We start from the raw sequence: 17,154 nt of genomic DNA, 5'->3' as shown, positions 1-17,154 counted from the left end.
CGCTCAGCGTCCTCGCGCCACTTCCCGCACCCCGCACAGCCCCGCCCGCTCTCCGGGCCCTCTCACGGCCCTCTCGCGGCCTCCCGTCGCACGGCCGTCACACCCGGCAGCGATAGAGTGGCGGTCCGTACCGGTGGGGCGCCGGGCGCCTCGCGCCCCGGAGCACCCGCCTCCCGCACCATGTCGCGACGGCCGCCGCCGAGCAGGGTCATGTCCGGTGATTCTGCTCTCCACTTGGTGAAAAGCGTGCATGTGGGGCACGGAATGAGGTAGTTAGGCACACGGAAGGGGGGTGCCGGACCGTGCGAGCGATGAGTGGACTCTGGCGCTGGCGGCGCAATCCGCTGCGGCGTGGCACCGATCTCGCCGAGGCGTGGCTGGCGCTCGCCGCCGCCCTGCTGATCGTCCTCGGCGGAGCGGCGGCCGGCTGGGCCACGGCCCGGACCGCCGACGGCGTGCTCCAGGAGGCCGTGCGGTCCCAGCTGGCCGAACGGCACCTGGTGTGGGCGCAGGTGGACCGGCTGCTGCCGCATCCCCCCGTGGATCCCGACCCCGAGACGGCCACCCGCCGCGACGCGCACCGCAGGGTGCTGGCCAATTGGCGCGGCGTGGACGGCAGCCGGCACATCGGGCCGGTGGCGGCGCCGCGCCCCGTGGAGCCCGGTGACCGCTTCCGCATCTGGACCGATGACCGGGGCCGCATCACGCCCCGCCCGATGGACACCTCCACCGCGAGTTCCCACGCGGTGCTCGCCGGACTGGGCACGGGTGCCCTCGTCGGCGCCGTGGTCGAGGGCGGCCGTCGGCTGGTGCTGTGGCAGCTGATGCGCCGCCGGTACCGCGCCTGGGACGAGGCGTGGGAGCGCGCGGGCCAGGACTGGGGGCGGGCCGGCGCCGGCAGCTGACCTTCCCGCGCCCTCGCGCACGAGCCGCCGACCACGTCAACTGCCTTGCCCGGAGCGCGCTACGGTGGTGCAGCCAGCCGCTCGGCTGGGGCCTGCGCAGCCCGTACGCGGACATTTTCGTGCGTACCACCGCGGGCCGGAAGCACGCCGCACGAGGTGGGGGCACGACATCGCCATGGCACAGGGCTCGGTCCAGGTCACGCACTCCGGGACGTCGCGCTGGCGGCGTCGTACAGGGGAGTACAGCTCCCTGGCCGCCGCCCTCGAAGCCGCCGGGGACGGCGACGTACTGACCATCGCCGCCGGCACGTACCGGGAGAACCTCGTGCTGCGCCGCGCGGTGACGCTGCGCGGGCCCGACGGAGCGCGCGGCTCGGTGCGGATCGCCCCGGCGGACGGCGTGGCGCTGACCGTACGGGCCTCGGCGACCGTGCAGGACCTGCACGTGGAGGCGCAGGACTCGGCCGCGCCCGCGCTGCTGGTGGAGGACGGCGCGCCGGAGCTGGCCGGCCTGCGCGTGGTGACGCGGTCGGCGGCCGGCATCGAGGTGCGCGGCGGCGCCCGGCCCACGGTACGGCGCTGCACGGTGGACAATCCGGGCGGCGTGGGCATCAGCGTCCTGGATGCCGCGGGCGGTGTCTTCGAGGAGTGCGAGGTGCTGGCGGCCGGGCAGGCGGGCGTAGCGGTGCGCGGCGGGGCGCACCCGCGGCTCGAGCGCTGCCGGGTGCACCACGCGAGCGGTGCCGGACTGTCGGTGAACGGCGAGGGCAGCGCGGTCGAGGCGATCGGCTGCGAGCTGTACGAGATCAAGGGCGCGGGCGTGCAGATCGCCTCGCGCGCGACCGGGCACCTCACCGACTGCACGGTGCACCGGACCTCGGCGGACGGCGTCACGCTGGACACGGACGCGGTGCTCACGGTCGCCGACTGCGACATCCACGACATACCCGAGAACGCGCTGGACCTGCGGTCACGTTCGGTCCTGACGCTGACCCGCAGCCGGGTGCGGCACTTCGGGCGCAACGGCCTCTCCGTATGGGACCCGGGCACCCGGGTGGACGCCAACCAGTGCGAGATCCACGACAGTACGGGCGACTACCCGGCGGTGTGGGTCAGCGACGGCGCGACGGCCGTACTGGACTCGACGCGGGTGCACGACGTGCCGGACGCGCTCTTCGTACTGGACCGCGGCTCACGCGCCGATGTGGTCGATTCCGATCTGGCGCAGGTGCGGAACACCGCCGTATCGGTCAGCGACGGCGCCCTCGTGCAGCTGGACGACTGCCGCATCCGGGAGGCCGCGACCGGCGCGTGGTTCCGGGACCACGGCAGCGGCGGCACCCTCTCGGGGTGCACGTTCGAGGACACCCAGACCGGCGTGATCGTCACCAAGGGCGCCGACCCGACCGTCGAGCGGTGCACGGTCAGCACGCCGGCCGAGGCGGGCTTCTACGTGTCCGCCGAGGGCCGCGGCACGTTCCACAACTGCCGCGTGACGGGCAGCTCCGGGTACGGCTTCCACGTGATCGACGGCTGCCGCACGACGCTGACGCGGTGCCGTACGGAGCGGTGCGCGCGCGGCGGGTACGAGTTCGCCGAGGACGGGCCGTCGGCGGTGGACTGCACCAGCGACGAGAGCCGGATGACCCAGCCGGCGGGCGCCGCGGCACCGGCCGTCCCGCCCCCGCCGACGACGCCCCCGGCGACCGTGCCGGCGGCCCAGCCGGCGGGCACGGCGGGCCTGCTGGGAGGCGTCCCCCCGGCGCCGGCGGCGCCGCCCGCAGCGGCCGCCGAACCGGTCCCGGACACCCGCCCCTCCGACGTCGTCCTCGGCGAGCTGGACACGCTGGTCGGCCTGGACAGCGTCAAGCGCGAGGTGCGCAGCCTGATCAACATGATCGAGGTGGGGCGGCGCCGGCAGGAGGCGGGCCTGAAGGCCGCTTCGGTCCGCCGCCATCTGGTCTTCACCGGCTCCCCCGGTACGGGCAAGACCACCGTCGCCCGGCTGTACGGCGAGATCCTGGCGTCCCTCGGGGTGCTGGAGCGCGGCCACCTCGTGGAGGTCTCCCGGGTGGACCTGGTGGGCGAGCACATCGGCTCGACGGCCATCCGTACCCAGGAGGCGTTCGACCGGGCGCGCGGCGGGGTGCTCTTCATCGACGAGGCGTACGCGCTGTCCCCGGAGGACTCCGGGCGGGACTTCGGGCGCGAGGCCATCGACACCCTGGTGAAGCTGATGGAGGACCACCGGGACGCGGTGGTGGTCATCGTGGCGGGCTACACCGCCGAGATGGAGCGCTTCCTCGCGGTCAACCCCGGCGTCGCGTCGCGCTTCTCGCGGACCATCAGGTTCGGCGACTACGACCCCGAGGAGCTGCTGCGGATCGTCGGACAGCAGGCCGAGGAGCAGGAGTACCACCTCGCCGACGGCACCTCCGAGGCGCTGCTGAAGTACTTCACCGCGCTCCCGAAGGGCCCGTCGTTCGGCAACGGGCGCACCGCCCGGCAGACGTTCGAGGCGATGGTCGAGCGGCACGCGGGCCGGGTGGCGCAGCTCCCCGACCCGAGCACCGACGACCTCACGCACCTCTACGCCGAGGATCTCCCGGCACTGCCCTGAGGCGCCGCGCCCGCGCTGCCCCGAGGCGCGGCGTGCGGCTCCCCCGGACTGCGCTCGGCTTCCGGCCCCCTCGGCTGCTGCGGCACTCCGGGGGCCAGGTGGGCGAGGAGTTCCGCGCGGGCCACGCCGAACTCCGGATCGGCCTGGTAGTCGCCGTGGCCGAGGATCTGGGCCGGCAGCGGGTACCGGAGCGTGCGCCCGAAGACGAGCGGGTCGCGGAGCGGGCCGCGGTCGATCGCGGCGCCGTCCTCACAGGTGAGGCGGACCGGGCCGCCGATGGGGTCGGTGAAGCGCCACAGGTTGCGCCAGGCGTCCATCTCCCGGTGCAGCCCGGTGAGCGCGGAGGGCCCGAAGAAGGCGGGGAACCAGCGCCCGTAGAGCCGCTCCAGCGGCGACCCGTAGGTGAGCAGCGCGACCCGGCTGCGCGTCACCGGGTCCAGCTGCCAGACGGCGGCGGCCGCGAGGACGCTGCCCTGCGAGTGCCCGGAGAGGACCAGGCGCCCGTCGTAGGTCTCGGTCCACGTGGCCATCCGCCAGGTCAGGTCCGGTACGGCCCGCTCGGCGTAGCACGGGGGCGCGAACGGGTGCGCCGCGCGCGGCCAGAAGGTGCCGACGTCCCAGAGGATGCCGATGGTGCGGCGGGCCGACGCGTCCTTGTAGGCGCGGCGGCCCATGGCGAGCATCAGGACGACGCCCGCGCCCATCAGCCAGGAGCCGAGCGCCTGTGCCGTCTCGGCGACGGCGTCCACGAACGCCGGCGCGTCGTCCAGGGCGCGGCCCGGTGGCAGCCCCGTGAGCCAGGCGCCGAGCACCGCTCCCGTGCCGAGCACGAAGGTGACCGCGGTGATCACGCCGATCAGCACCGGCGCCCGGTCGGTGAGCCCCGCACGGGCGATCGTGCCCGCGATCCTGCGGGCGCGCTGCGCGTCGGGCTTCTCCTCGCCCTCGTACAGGCCCGGGATGTCCGGGAGGACCTTGCGGCGGACGGCGAGCACCTGGAAGGCGGCGATGGCGACCAGCACGAGGACGACGACCAGCAGCAGCGGGATGACCGAGGCCTGCCACGAGAGCAGCACGGGCGGGCCCGCCATCGAGTCGTGCGGGTCCCCCGGGGTGGCGCCGCGGTCCAGCCAGTCGGCGGTGCGCTGCGCCGCTCCCCCGGTGAACACCCCGCCCAGCGCGCAGGCCAGCAGCGCGACCGAGCCGCCCGCCAGGCCCGCCAGCGCGGTGCGCTCCGTGCCGCGCGCGGCCCGCTGGAGCACGGCGGCGGTCAGCAGCAGGCCGACGACCAGCGCCCCCTGGAGGACGGCGATGACGGCGAACGCCTCGGCGCCCGGCAGGTGCCCCGAGGAGGTCCAGCCGGGCCGCCACCAGGCGGTGTGCAGGGCGGTCAGGCCCAGGACGCCGAGCGCCGCGTACGGCAGCCAGCGGACGAGGGGCCGGTCGGTCTCCACGTCGGGCTCCGCCTCGCTGCGCGCGGTACGGCAGACGATGGCGGCGCTGAGCACCGCGAGGACGGCGACCAGCGCGGCCAGGGCGTACCCGGTCCAGCGCAGCACCGGGTCGGCGCCGGGCCGGACGTCGGCGTCGTGCGCGGTCAGCAGCAGCGCGGTGGCGATGGTGAGCAGGCCCGCCGTGGCGTGCGCCGAGCGGAGCCGGGCGACGACCCGGCGGCCGTACCAGAAGCCGTCCAGGCAGAGCGCGGGGCGCTCCGAGGGCGGCGTGTCGCGCGAGGTGGCGGGCCGCCGGGGCGGCGGCGAGGCGGACTCGTACGCGCTCCATGTGCGGTGCGAGAGCCACCAGAGCAGGCCCACGAGGAGCAGCGGGAGGACGGCGGCGACCACGAGGCGGCGGCCCGGCAGGCTCCACCAGCCGTGGTGCGCGGTGGTGAGGAAGCCGAGCCAGGAGCGGTCGGCGGAGCAGGCGGCGCTGCCCGCGCACTGCCAGGCGATCAGGTCCAGGGCCACCTCGCAGGCCGCGGCGGCGAGCAGCACGGTGAGGGTGAGCGCGAGGATCCGTACGAGGACGTCGTAGAGCCGCTGGGCGGGGTGGCCGCGCGGAGCGGCGGGGCGCATCCAGTGCGCGAGGTTGGCGACCATGAAGGGCAGCAGGATCAGCCACAGGGCGCGACTGCCGTTGCCGGAGGTGAGGTTGCACCAGACGTACGCCTCGGGGATCGGCTCCTCGGGACGGCCCTCGCGCGGGTCCGCGGGGTGCTCCTCGGCCTCCGCGTCCGTGGTGCGGCGGTAGATGGCGGCCGTGTCGTCGCCGGTGACCCGTACGACCCGGGGGTCGTCCAGCATCTCGGCGGGCGTGGTGCCGCCGACGCCGTGCACCAGCAGTTCGAGGGCGGTCCCGGGTGGTCTGTGCGCGGCGCCGGCCTCCGCGTCGCCCTCCGGGTCGGTCGTGGCCGCGGGTGCGGACCGGTGCGTGCTGTCCACGGTGGTTCCCCCGTTGTCCGTACGTCGATGTGCGTCCCGGATTCTTTCTTGCCCGCCCGGGCACCGCATTCACCTCGTCCGGGCCCGCGAGTCGGTGTCAGTGCGCCGTGCGAGGATGTCTCCGAACGACAGCGCTTGTGCGGCGCGCGGTGAGCCGGGACGAAGGGACAGGCCGGGTGAGTGACAACCAGAACCTCCTCGCCGAGCAGCGGCGCGCCCTGATCCTGGACGAGGTGCGGCGGCGCGGCGGCGTCCGGGTCAACGAGCTCACGCGCAAGCTGAGCGTGTCGGACATGACGGTCCGTCGGGACCTGGACGCGCTGGCCCGCCAGGGCGTGGTCGAGAAGGTGCACGGCGGCGCGGTCCCGGTCAGCGAGCCGAGCGCGCACGAGCCGGGCTTCGAGGCCAAGTCCTCGCTGGAGCTGTCGGCGAAGGAGGCCATCGCCGAGGCTGCGGCGCAGATGGCGGCGCCGGGCAGCGCGATCGCGCTGGCGGGCGGCACGACGGCGTTCACGCTGGCCCATCAGCTGCTGGACGTGCCGGACCTCACCGTGGTGACCAATTCCGTCCGGGTGGCGGACGTCTTCTACGCCGCGCAGCGGGCGGCGGCCGGTGCCGGCGGCCCGCGCCCCGGTGCGGCCACGGTCGTGCTGACCGGGGGCGTGCGGACGCCGTCGGACACCCTGGTCGGGCCGGTCGCGGACGCCGCGATCCGCTCGCTCCACTTCGATGTGCTCTTCCTCGGCGTGCACGGCATATCCGTCGAGGCCGGGCTGTCGACGCCGAATCTCGCCGAGGCGGAGACCAACCGCCACTTCGTGCGGTCGGCGCGCCGGGTCGTGGTGGTCGCCGACCACACGAAGTGGGGCACCGTGGGTCTGAGTTCGTTCGCTTCGCTGGACCAGGTGGACGTGCTGGTCACCGATTCCGGGCTGCCGGCTCGGGCGCGCGCGGAGTTCGCCGAGCTGCCGCCGCGGCTGGTGGTGGCGGGTGAGCCGGAGGACGACGCAGACATGTGACGAGGCGCCAGCTATGGTGTGCGTCGCCGGTGTGTTCGACGGCCGGTGTCCGCTTCGTCACCGTCTGCAGGGGGTGTCCGTCCCATGACGCGCCGACTGAGCCCGGTGGGGCTCGACTTCGCCGAGTCCGCGCCGCTGCGGATGGTCTTCGCTGCCGAGCTGTCCGCGCCCCCGGAAGCGGTGTACGCCGCGCTCGCCGACGACGTCTGCGCCTGGAGCGCCTGGTTCACCGGCGTCTCCCGGATCACGCCCGTCGACGGCGGCAAGGGCCGCGTCGTACGGCTGACGGGCGGCACCCGCTTCCGCGAGAGCATCATGGCGGCCGAGGCCGCCGAGCACTACGCCTACCGTGTCGACGAGACCAACGCGCCGGGCCTCCGCGCCCTGCTGGAGGACTGGCGGCTCACCCCGGGCACCGGCGGCACGCTGGTGCGCTGGACGTTCGCGGCAGACGGCCCCGCGGCGTTCCGCACGGTGATGCAGCTGGCCCGGCCCATGCTGGGCCGCGCCTTCCGCGACTCGATGCGCCGGCTCGACCGGCGCCTGGTCACGGTGTGACCGTGCCGCGTCTCGGCTCGGTGTGACCGTCCGGCGCCACGGTACGGCGCAAGCACCCGGCGCCCCGGTACGGCACGGGCTCCCGCTACGTCAGTCCGGCCAGGTGCCCTCGGCGAGGAACGTCCGCAGGGTCCGCTCGTACGGCGTGATGTCGAGCCCCTGCTCGGCCAGCCAGGCGTCGGAGTAGTACTTGTCCAGGTAGCGGTCGCCGGGGTCGCACAGGAGCGTGACCACCGAGCCGGTACGGCCCGCCGCGACCATCTCCGAGACGATCCGCAGGGCGCTCCACAGCCCCGTGCCGGTCGAACCGCCCGCCTTGCGGCCGATGGCGCCCTCCAGGGCCCGTACGGCCGCCACGCTGGCCGCGTCCGGCACCTTCATCATCCGGTCGATGGCGCCGGGCACGAAGCTGGGCTCCATCCGCGGCCGTCCGATGCCCTCGATGCGGGAGGCGGTGCGGCAGTCGGTCTCGGCGTCGCCGTTGAGCCAGCCGTCGTAGAAGCAGCTGTTCTCCGGGTCGGCGACGCACACCCGGGTGTCGCGCTGGGTGTAGTGCACGTAGCGCGCGATGGTCGCGGAGGTGCCGCCGGTGCCGGCGGTGGCCACGATCCAGGCGGGCTCCGGATACCGCTCCAGGCGCAGCTGCTGGAAGATCGACTCGGCAATGTTGTTGTTGCCGCGCCAGTCCGTGGCCCGCTCGGCGTAGGTGAACTGGTCCATGTAGTGGCCGCCGGTCTCCGCGGCGAGCCGCGCGGAGACGTCGTAGACGGTACGCGGGTCGGCGACGAGGTGGCAGGTGCCGCCGTGGAACTCGATCAGGCGGGTCTTCTCGCGGCTGGTCGTCGCGGGCATCACCGCGATGAACGGCACCCCGATGAGCTTGGCGAAGTACGCCTCGGAGACGGCCGTGGAGCCGCTGGACGCCTCGATGACCGGCTTGCCGGGCCGGATCCAGCCGTTGCACAGCCCGTAGAGGAAGAGGGAGCGCGCGAGGCGGTGCTTGAGGCTGCCGGTGGGGTGCGTCGACTCGTCCTTGAGGTAGAGGTCGATGCCCCACTGCTCGGGCAGCGGGAAGCGCAGCAGATGGGTGTCGGCGCTGCGGTTGGCGTCCGCCTGCACCTTGCGGACGGCATCTTTCAGCCAGTTGCGGTAGTCGGCGTCGGTGCGGTCGACGTCGAGGGTCGGCAGCGGCGCGCCTTCCGGGGCGGCCGGCGCGGCACAGGAGGGACGGCTGTCGCCCGTGAGGCCGCCGTCCCGCCCGTCCGTGTGCTGTGCGGTACTCATCGGCGTGCTCCTCGCGGTGGGTCCGGCCCGCGGCTCCTGCCGGGCCGGGTCGATGATAACCATCCGCCTCACAGTTCTCACCTGCATAAACAGCGCTTTGGGTAGCCCCAAGGAGCGATCTGGGTATGCGTGTTCGAGAGGCTTGCGACCAGGGGAACTGGTGCCCGGGCCGGGTTCCGGGCAGACTTCTTGACGGCGGGGGCCTCACCCCCGGGCCATGTGTGCGGAGGAGGCGGTGCTCCATGAGGGAGCCGGAGTTCAACGCGACCGGTGTGCGCATCGAGCGCTGGCTGCGTTCATTGACCCGTGCGGGTCAGGTCATCATCAGGGACGGCAGGCTGGCGCTGCTGACGAGCTACGGCACGGAGATCGACAGTGCCCCGCTGTCGTCGGTGCAGGCCCACCGCCCGAAGCTGCTGGCCAGGGACCGCGCCTTCGCCACGCTCAACGGACACCGCTACTCGCTGACCATGGGCGCGCCCGAGCGCTTCATGGATGCGGTGCGGGCGGCGGGCGCACGCACCTGACGCCGGGGACGGCGGACGGACACGGCACGACGGGGCCTACGGGCCGCACGCGGACGACAGCGGGAGCACGCGTCCGCATGCGGGGGAACGCCGACTGCATTCGAGTGAAGACCGGTGGGACGCGCTGGGGTTGCGGGCGGCCTGCGGTTGCGGGAGTACGGGAGCGGGCCGACCCTGGTACTCGTATCACCGAGAGTTCACCATCGGTGACTCTCGGTGGACGGGACATCGCCGGACCCGGTCCTCGCGATCCGTAGCGGCGGGCGCGCCCGGCCTCATCAGGGAGTCGCGGTCGTGATCAGGCAGCCCAGCAGGCACTGCGCGGTGGAGCTCCAAGCCCTGCCGGCACGCATCGGACAGATGCGCAGAATCGTATCGGCACAGCTACGTTACTGGCGTCTCGACGCCTTGATCGACGCCGCGACCCTCGGGGTGACGGAGCTGCTCGCCAACGTCCATCAGCACGCCCGTCCGAGCAAACAGTGCACGGTCGAACTGTCGGTCCTGCTGGACCAGTTGACCGTGTCCGTACGGGATTTCGACCCGCGGCTGCCGCAGCCCACGACGGCGGGGCCGCTGGACGTCGGCGGCCGGGGCCTCACCCTGATCGCCGAGCTGAGCGAGAGCTGGGGCGCCCGCCCGGAGGAGAGCGGCAAGGTCGTCTGGTTCACGCTGCCCGCGCCCACCCGGGGCCGCGAGGAGCCGGGCCACGCGCTCACCGCCCTGCCGACGGCGCCGCCCGAGGCGGAGCACACGGAGGCGAGCGGCGGAGCACGCGCGTCCGCACGCGGCGCACACGTGGGCTGAGCGCCCGGTCCCTTCGGGGGCCGGGCGCTCAGCCGTTCGCGGGCCGGGGCGCCTTCGTGTACGCGGGCCGCCGCCTCTCAGTGGCGGCCGGGGTCACGGCGCACTCCCCTTGCGCTTGTCACGGACCCCGAACTGCTCCTCCAGGACGGACAGCCGCCGCCAGTACTCGTCCTCGTCGATCTCGCCGGACGCGAACCGGTTGCCGAGCACGGTGAGGGGCGAGGGCGCGCCGGACGCCGCGCCAACGGGTCCGCCGGGCCGCTGCCAGGGCCCGCGGCCGCGCCACACGAAGCGCCGCAGCACGGCCACCGCACCGATGACGGCGACCGCCCACAGCAGCGGGAAGAACAGGATCCAGGGCCCGGGGCCACCGCCGGACCAGGGCATCGCCAGAACGTCCATCATGATCAGCTCCTCGAAAGCCGTGCCGCTTCTGCAGCACCTTCGAGTTCGAGCCTCCTCCGCCGGCCGCCCGCCGTCGTCGTACGGACAGCGGCACCCCGGCTACCTCTCGGGGAGTACGCCGGGGGGAGCGCCGTCCACACCGCGGCCCGGACGTACACGCGCGGCTCACGCTGGTGACGGGCCTGACGTACGGGGCAGCCGACCGCAGACCCGGGAGGTCAGCCGGCCGACTCGGCGCCGAGGACGATCAGCGGGTCGTCCAGCACCGGCTGCCAGGCCAGTTCCGCCGCGCCCACGAGCGCGTTGTGGTCCAGGGTGCACGGCAGGATCGGTACGCCGCCGCTGCGCCCCCAGAGGCTGCGGTCCGCGACCACGGCACGCAGCCGCTCCGGATCGGCCTCCAGAAGCGCGCGGTGCAGCCCGCCCAGGATGATGCGGTCGGGGTTGAGGATGTTGACGAGCCCCGCGATGCCCAGGCCGAGCCGGTCGATCAGGAGTTCCCCCGCGGCCCGTACGGACGGGTCGGCGTACTGCTCGCGCAGCAGGTCGGTCGCCTGCTTGAGCAGCGAGCCCTCAGGCCCCGGAGCGCGGCCCGCTGCACCCAGGAAGGCCAGCGGGTCCGCCTCGACGTCCAGGCAGCCGCGGCTGCCGCAGTGACAGGGCGCGCCCTCGGGGTTGACGGTGAGGTGGCCGACTTCGAGGGCCAGCCCGGAACTGCCGCTGTGCAGCCGCCCGTCCAGGACCAGCGCGCCGCCGACGCCGCGGTGGCCGGACGCCACGCAGAGCAGGTCGCGGGCGCCGCGGCCGGCGCCGTGGCGGTGTTCGGCGAGGGCCGTGAGGTTGACGTCGTTGCCGCTGAAGCCGACGTCCGGGGTGACGCCGGGGATCTTGGCGTCGGTGAGCGCCTGGTGGAACAGCCGCCGTACGGGGGCGCCGGCGGGCCAGGCGAGGTGCAGCGGGTTGAGCGCCTCACCGTCCGGCTCGGCGACCGCCGACGGCACGGCGAGCCCCGCGCCCAGGCAGCGCCGCCCGCTCTCCCGCAGCAGGCCGGAGCCGGCCTGTACGGCCTCGGACAGGATGCGGGCGGGATCGGCGGGGATCGTGCCGCAGCCGGACGTGGTGGACACGATCCGGCCACCGAGCCCCACGAGCGCGACCCGGTAGCCGTCCGCGTGGATCTGCACGGCCAGCACGACCGGCCCCCGCTCGGCGATGAACAGCCGGTGCGAGGGGCGGCCCTGGGTGCCCGCCGCGGCGGTCGGGTGCGCGTCGACGGTGATGAGGCCGAGTGCTTCGAGTTCGGCGGCGACCGCGCCGGCCGTCGCGCGCGTCACGCCGAGTTCGGAGGTCAGTACGGCACGCGTGGGCGCGCGCCCGGTGTGTACGAGCTCCAGCGCGGGTCCGAGCGCCCCGCGGCCCCGCTCCAGCCTGGTCGTCCGAGTGTGGGTCACGCCGTCCATTCTGACTTTGTATCCGTCATGAACAAAACACGGCCCGCCGCCTCACGGAAATCGCCCCGTCGCGCACCGCACACCGAGACGCTACCTCGCGCCCGCCCCGGTACGGACCGCACCCACCGCTCCGTTGCGGGCAGGAGCGCCCGGCCCGCCCCGGTACGCCCGGCGCGGACGCGGCCGGAACCACGCACTGACAGCCGCCGGAACCGGCTCGATACTTGAGTACGGACACCGCTTCGTGAGTACGAACACGGATGTCCGTCCCGCCCGGAGCACGTACGACTGGACGCGTACCGCTGTATCCGCACTTGGACCGCCCCTGGGGGGACACATGAACGCCACACCCCGGCTCCGCGCCCCCGATAAGCCCCGCCCCGACGCACAGCAGGCGCCCTGGCTGCGCGGCCTGGGACGGCTGACCTTCGGGAATCCCGTCTCGCGCGTCTACCTGGCGCTGGTCGCAGCGGCGGTGGTCTTCGCCGTCGTCGACTCGCTCTTCATCGACCACCCGGACGCCTCCATGTCCGGCGTCTGGGCCGCGCTGCTCACCTCCCCGACGCTCTTCCCGCTGTGGTTCGCCGGGGACGCGCTGTGGTCCGGCGCGGGTGCGCCCGCGTGGTACTCGGTCACCACCCTCGCCCTCGCCGCGCTGGTCAACGCGCTGCTGCTCGGCCTGGTACACCGCGGTCTGCGCGGCCGGCCCGCCGCGCCCCGGCCGGTTGTCAGTGGCGGCTGGCACACTCAACGCCATGGAGATCACTGACTACGTCGAAATCCTCCGCAGGGAGGGCTCGTTGCTCGCCGACGCCGCCGACCGGGCCGGCCCTGACGCCTCTGTCCCGGCCTGCCCCGACTGGCAGGTCCGCGACCTGCTCGCGCACATCGGCAGCGTCCACCGCTGGGCGACGGGATACGTCACGGGCGCGCCGGGAGGACGCGTGCCGTTCCCCGAGGCGCCCGACCTGGACGGGCCGAAGCTGGTGGCGTGGGTGCGCGAGGGGCACGACGCGCTGGTCGCCGCGCTGTCCGCAGCGCCCGCCGACCTGTCCTGCTGGACGTTCCTGTCCGCCCCTTCCCCGCTGGCGTTCTGGGCCCGCCGGCAGGCGCACGAGACCACGATGCACCGCATCGACGCCGAGACCGCGCTGGGCGCCGGCTTCTCCGCGGTCGACCCCGTGTTCGCCGCCGACGGCATCGACGAGCTGCTGACCGGCTTCCTCCCCCGGGACCGGGACCGCGCGCGCACGACGCCCGCCAAGGAGTTGTATATACGCACCACGGACGCACCCGACGCCTCGGGGGCGGGCTGTGCCGCCTGGCGAGTGCGGATTTCGGACGAACCGCCGCGCACGGAGCGGGTGACGGCGACCGGCGAGGACGACGGCGCCACGACCGGCTCCGGTGGCCCGGCGCCGGACTGCGTGCTCGAAGGCCCGGCGGCGGATCTCTACGCGATGCTGTGGAACCGCCTGCCGTGGCAGAGTTCGGCGGCCGTGACGGTGACGTCGGACGAGGACGGCTCGTTCGCGCGGCTCTGGCGGGAGCTCTTCGCCGTCTGACCGCCCCGAGACGGGCCTGGCGGCGCTCCTCAGCCGGCGAACGCCGGCTGTGCGAGCCCCCTGCCCGCGCCCGGGACGACGAGCACCGAGCCCTCCAGGGGGTGCCGCGGCGCGTCCTCCTGCGCCGTGGTGATGTAGAGGTCGGTGAGGTCGCGGCCGCCGAAGGCACAGGCCGTCGGGCGGCGTACGGGCAGGTCGACCGTGCGGTCGAGGGTGCCCTCGGGCGTGTAGCGGCGCACCTGGCCGCCGTCCCAGAGGGCCACCCAGACGCCGCCCTCCGCATCCACGCACAGCCCGTCCGGGAAGCCCGCGCCTTCCTCGATCTCCACGAAGGCGCGGCGGGTGGGCACCAGTTTCTCCACCGCGCCGCCCCAGCCCGTTTCGCCCGCCTCGAAGACGTCGATCCGCCGGGTCGGGGTGTCGATGTAGTACATCAGCCGGCCGTCCGGGCTCCAGCCGATGCCGTTGCTGACCGTGACGTCGGGGAGCACGGGTTCCGCGTTGCCGTCCGGCGCGATCCGCGCCAGCGTGCCGCCGCCCGGCGCCTCGTCGTACCGCATGGTCCCGGCCCAGAGCGCGCCGTCGGGGGCCACGGCCGCGTCGTTGCCGCGCCGCCCCGGCACGGCCTCGTACGCCAGCCAGGAGAAGGCCCCGTCGGCGTCGTAGAGGCCCACGCCGTCCCGGAGGTTGACGACCAGCCCGCCGCCCGCGCGCGGCTTCGCCGCGCCGACGTGCTGTTCGGTGACCATGACGGTCCGGCGGCCGGTGGCGGGATCGTAGGAGTGCACCCGGCAGGTGAGGATGTCGACCCAGATCAGCAGCGCCCGCGCGGGGTCCCACGTGGGCCCCTCGCCCAGCCGCGCACTCGACCGTACGGCAACGTCCCAATGCCTCATGACCGCTCGCCTTCCTCCGGCACCAGTTCTTCGGGCGCGAACAGCCCCGGCACGAGGCGTGCGCCACTGCCGTGCATGCGCGGGTTCCGGCCGGTGACCGGCCGGGAGCGCTCAGCCTATGTAGGGCCGGAGGGCAGCGGCAATCCCGGGCGCATGACAGACTCCTTCCGTGTCTCCGACCCGCTCACAGGCCCAACGGGACGCCGTCACCGTCGAGATCGCCTTCGCCGTCGTGACCGGTGCGCTCGCGGGCGGCCTCGTCTTCCTGCTCTGCGCCGCGCCCGTCCTGTGGGGACTGGTGTCCGCCTCCTGGCGCGGCTCCTGGCTCATGGCGGCCGCGGTGCTCGGCGGCGCGGCGTGCGCGCTCCGGGTGGTGCGGGTCCTGTGGCGGTGGCGTCAGCCCAGCCAGCCGGGGCGCACCAGCCCCGACTCGTAGGCCAGTACGACCAGTTGGGCCCGGTCCCGGGCGCCGAGCTTCACCATGGTGCGGCTGACGTGCGTCTTGGCCGTGAGCGGGCTGACGACCAGCCGGCGCGCGATCTCCTCGTTGGAGAGCCCGATGCCGACCAGCGCCATCACCTCCCGCTCGCGTTCGGTCAGCCGGTCCAGTTCCGCCGCGGCGGCCGGTTCCTTGGAGCGGGCGGCGAACTCCGCGATCAGCCGCCGGGTCACCCCCGGGGACAGCAGCGCGTCGCCCGCCACCACCGCGCGCACGGCGCGCAGCAGTTCGTCCGGTTCGGTGTCCTTGACGAGGAAGCCGGAGGCGCCCGACCGGATCGCCTCGAACACGTACTCGTCCAGCTCGAAGGTGGTCAGCATGACCACCTTCACCGCGGCGAGCCGTTCGTCCCCGGTGATCCGCCGGGTCGCCTCGAGGCCGTCCACGACCGGCATCCGGATGTCCATGAGCACGACGTCCGGCAGCAGGTCCCGCACGGCCGCCAGCGCCTCGTCCCCGTCGGCGGCCTCCCCGACCACCTCGATGTCGGCCTGCGCGGCCAGCAGCGCCCGGAAGCCGGCCCGCACCAGCACCTGGTCGTCAGCGAGCAGTACCCGGATCACGTGCCCTCCTCGTCGTCCCCGGCCGCCGTCCGGCCGGCCCCGCCGCCGCCCCGCAGCGGAATCGTGGCGCGCACGGTGAAGCCGCCGTCAGCGCGCGGCCCCGCTTCGGCCTCGCCGCCGAGCGCGGCGGCGCGCTCCCGCATGCCGACCAGGCCGTTCCCGCCGCCGGCCGGGCCGCCACCGGTGGCCGGACCGTCGTCGTCGATACGGATGCGCAGCGCGTCGGCCGTACGCGCCACGTGGACGCGTGCCGTGCGGGCTCCGGAATGCCGCACGATGTTCGTCAGCGCCTCCTGGACGATACGGAACGCCGCGAGGTCCGCGCCCGGCGGCACTCCGGCCGTCCGGCCCTCGACCGTCACCGTCACGTGCAGGCCCGCGCTCTTCGCCTGTTCGGTGAGTTCGGGCAGCCGGGCGAGTCCGGGCGCCGGCGCGCGGGGCGCCCGCCCCTGCGCGCGCAGCGAGTCGAGCACCTGCCGGACCTCGCCGAGCGCCTCCTTGCTGGCCCCCTTGATCGTCGTCAGGGCGGTACGGGCCTGCTCGGGGTCGTCGTCGAGCAGGGCGAGTCCCACACCGGCCTGGACGTTGATGACCGAGAGGCTGTGCGCGAGGACGTCGTGCAGCTCGCGGGCGATCCGCAGCCGCTCCTCGTCGGCCCGGCGGCGTTCGGCGGCCGCGCGCTCGGCCCGCGCGTGCGCGAGCTGTTCGCGGCGTACGCGGCCCAGCTCGGAGGCGGCCAGGATCGCCACCACCCAGGCGGTGACGGCCAGTTCCTGTCCCCAGGGGGCGGCGCCGTCGGTGCCGGGCGGCAGCCACCGGTACAGCCAGTGCGCGACGAGGAGGTGCCCGGCCCAGACCAGCCCCACCGCGCTCCAGGCGGCGATCCGCCGCCCCGCCACGACCGCGGCGAAGCAGCCGACCGCCACGAGCAGGAAGACCGGACCGTACGGATAGCCGCCGGCGAGGTACAGCGTCGCCACGGCCGCCGTACCGAACGCGGCGACGCGCGGCCACCGATGCCGTACGAGCAACAGGAGGGAGCCCACGACGAGCAGCACCTCGGCCGGACCGTCCAGCGCCACCCGCCCCGGCTGCCCGTGCGCCGCGAACCGCGTACCGACCTGGACGATCGCGGCGATGAACACCGTCGAACGCCAGGGGAGGGAGCGGAACGGGGCCGGGCGATGTGTCCCGTGGGGCCCGCCTCCGATGCCGCCGTCCGGCAGGGCGTCGGCGCCCGGCAGAGCGTCGCCGGTCGGCAGGGCGTCGGCGCCCGGCAGAGCGTCGGCACCCGGCAGGCCGTCGGCGTCCGGGAGGTCGGCGGAGGGCGGCGTGCCTCGGGGTGCGGGCGACCGGCGCCCGCCGCGTACGTACGCGAGGCAGTGCCGCACCCACGACGGCCGTCCCTTGTCCATACGGTCACGCTAGCCCGCTGCGACCTCGCACGACGTCCCCCGAGCGCGGTGCGCCCGCGTACTCCGCGGGGAGTACGGGGCGGGGAAGCGCGGCCGGGGGCGTTCCGCCGCGCGCGGACCTGTCGGCCGCCGGCTCAGCGTGGGGGCGCGGGCAGGCCGACCGAGCGGGCGAGCTGCAGTACGGCCTGCTCGAAGAACT

The 17,154-nt window shown here is 74.6% G+C and carries 16 protein-coding genes; 9 read left to right on the top strand and 7 right to left on the bottom strand.

Annotated elements, in window-relative coordinates:
• Positions 1-311 precede the first annotated feature (311 nt).
• Both C3486_RS26210 and C3486_RS26205 read left to right on the top strand, forming a co-directional pair.
• Positions 312-905, top strand: coding sequence for a hypothetical protein (locus C3486_RS26210; RefSeq protein ID WP_103835227.1), 594 nt, complete (start codon positions 312-314; stop codon positions 903-905).
• Positions 906-1,080: 175 nt separating this feature from the next.
• Complete coding sequence (locus C3486_RS26205) at positions 1,081-3,525, top strand: right-handed parallel beta-helix repeat-containing protein (protein ID WP_103835226.1); 2,445 nt, start codon at positions 1,081-1,083, stop codon at positions 3,523-3,525.
• Here the strand turns inward: C3486_RS26205 and C3486_RS26200 are convergent.
• On the bottom strand, positions 3,495-5,828 hold the full coding sequence (locus tag C3486_RS26200; RefSeq protein WP_258053001.1) for a hypothetical protein: 2,334 nt from the start codon (positions 5,826-5,828) through the stop codon (positions 3,495-3,497). The two genes, C3486_RS26205 and C3486_RS26200, sit on opposite strands and share 31 nt — an antisense overlap.
• Before the next feature lie 314 nt (positions 5,829-6,142).
• Between C3486_RS26200 and C3486_RS26195 the strand changes: the two genes are divergently transcribed.
• Positions 6,143-6,985 carry a DeoR/GlpR family DNA-binding transcription regulator gene (locus C3486_RS26195; protein ID WP_103835225.1) on the top strand — a complete coding sequence of 281 codons (843 nt, stop codon included), beginning with the start codon at positions 6,143-6,145 and terminating at the stop codon, positions 6,983-6,985.
• Positions 6,986-7,069: 84 nt separating this feature from the next.
• The gene (locus C3486_RS26190) at positions 7,070-7,543 is read left to right on the top strand and encodes an SRPBCC family protein (protein ID WP_103835224.1); all 474 of its coding nucleotides are present in this window, start codon (positions 7,070-7,072) and stop codon (positions 7,541-7,543) included.
• Between the two features lie 90 nt (positions 7,544-7,633).
• Here C3486_RS26190 and C3486_RS26185 read toward each other — a convergent pair whose 3' ends face one another.
• On the bottom strand, positions 7,634-8,827 hold the full coding sequence (locus C3486_RS26185) for a PLP-dependent cysteine synthase family protein (RefSeq protein WP_258052998.1): 1,194 nt from the start codon (positions 8,825-8,827) through the stop codon (positions 7,634-7,636).
• A 242-nt stretch (positions 8,828-9,069) separates the two neighbouring features.
• Between C3486_RS26185 and C3486_RS26180 the strand changes: the two genes are divergently transcribed.
• On the top strand, positions 9,070-9,354 hold the full coding sequence (locus C3486_RS26180; RefSeq protein ID WP_103835223.1) for a hypothetical protein: 285 nt from the start codon (positions 9,070-9,072) through the stop codon (positions 9,352-9,354).
• 294 nt (positions 9,355-9,648) lie between these two features.
• On the top strand, positions 9,649-10,161 hold the full coding sequence (locus tag C3486_RS26175) for an ATP-binding protein (protein ID WP_103835222.1): 513 nt from the start codon (positions 9,649-9,651) through the stop codon (positions 10,159-10,161).
• A 93-nt stretch (positions 10,162-10,254) separates the two neighbouring features.
• Here C3486_RS26175 and C3486_RS26170 read toward each other — a convergent pair whose 3' ends face one another.
• Together C3486_RS26170 and C3486_RS26165 are read right to left on the bottom strand one after the other, a co-directional pair.
• Positions 10,255-10,563 carry an SHOCT domain-containing protein gene (locus C3486_RS26170; RefSeq protein WP_103835242.1) on the bottom strand — a complete coding sequence of 103 codons (309 nt, stop codon included), beginning with the start codon at positions 10,561-10,563 and terminating at the stop codon, positions 10,255-10,257.
• Between the two features lie 221 nt (positions 10,564-10,784).
• Positions 10,785-12,017 carry an ROK family protein gene (locus C3486_RS26165; RefSeq protein WP_103835241.1) on the bottom strand — a complete coding sequence of 411 codons (1,233 nt, stop codon included), beginning with the start codon at positions 12,015-12,017 and terminating at the stop codon, positions 10,785-10,787.
• Between the two features lie 337 nt (positions 12,018-12,354).
• Here C3486_RS26165 and C3486_RS26160 point away from each other — a divergent pair, with 337 nt between their 5' ends.
• Together C3486_RS26160 and C3486_RS26155 are read left to right on the top strand one after the other, a co-directional pair.
• Positions 12,355-12,786, top strand: coding sequence for an SCO4225 family membrane protein (locus C3486_RS26160; RefSeq protein WP_103835221.1), 432 nt, complete (start codon positions 12,355-12,357; stop codon positions 12,784-12,786).
• Positions 12,773-13,582 carry a maleylpyruvate isomerase family mycothiol-dependent enzyme gene (locus C3486_RS26155; RefSeq protein ID WP_103835220.1) on the top strand — a complete coding sequence of 270 codons (810 nt, stop codon included), beginning with the start codon at positions 12,773-12,775 and terminating at the stop codon, positions 13,580-13,582. The genes C3486_RS26160 and C3486_RS26155 overlap by 14 nt, the downstream gene beginning before the upstream one ends.
• Positions 13,583-13,611: 29 nt before the next feature.
• Here the strand turns inward: C3486_RS26155 and C3486_RS26150 are convergent, their stop codons facing one another.
• Positions 13,612-14,478, bottom strand: a complete 867-nt coding sequence (locus C3486_RS26150; RefSeq protein ID WP_103835219.1) for an SMP-30/gluconolactonase/LRE family protein — start codon at positions 14,476-14,478, stop codon at positions 13,612-13,614.
• 169 nt (positions 14,479-14,647) lie between these two features.
• Between C3486_RS26150 and C3486_RS26145 the strand changes: the two genes are divergently transcribed.
• On the top strand, positions 14,648-14,914 hold the full coding sequence (locus tag C3486_RS26145; protein WP_103835218.1) for a DUF6332 family protein: 267 nt from the start codon (positions 14,648-14,650) through the stop codon (positions 14,912-14,914).
• Here C3486_RS26145 and C3486_RS26140 read toward each other — a convergent pair.
• Positions 14,875-15,540 carry a response regulator transcription factor gene (locus C3486_RS26140; protein WP_103835217.1) on the bottom strand — a complete coding sequence of 222 codons (666 nt, stop codon included), beginning with the start codon at positions 15,538-15,540 and terminating at the stop codon, positions 14,875-14,877. The two genes, C3486_RS26145 and C3486_RS26140, sit on opposite strands and share 40 nt — an antisense overlap.
• Positions 15,537-16,955, bottom strand: a complete 1,419-nt coding sequence (locus C3486_RS26135) for a sensor histidine kinase (protein ID WP_103835216.1) — start codon at positions 16,953-16,955, stop codon at positions 15,537-15,539. The genes C3486_RS26140 and C3486_RS26135 overlap by 4 nt, the downstream gene beginning before the upstream one ends.
• Positions 16,956-17,154 lie beyond the last annotated feature (199 nt).

The organism is Streptomyces sp. Ru73, assembly GCF_002920575.1.
Taxonomy (GTDB): Bacteria; Actinomycetota; Actinomycetes; order Streptomycetales; family Streptomycetaceae; genus Streptomyces.
This window is presented reverse-complemented; position numbering and strand designations above follow the sequence as displayed.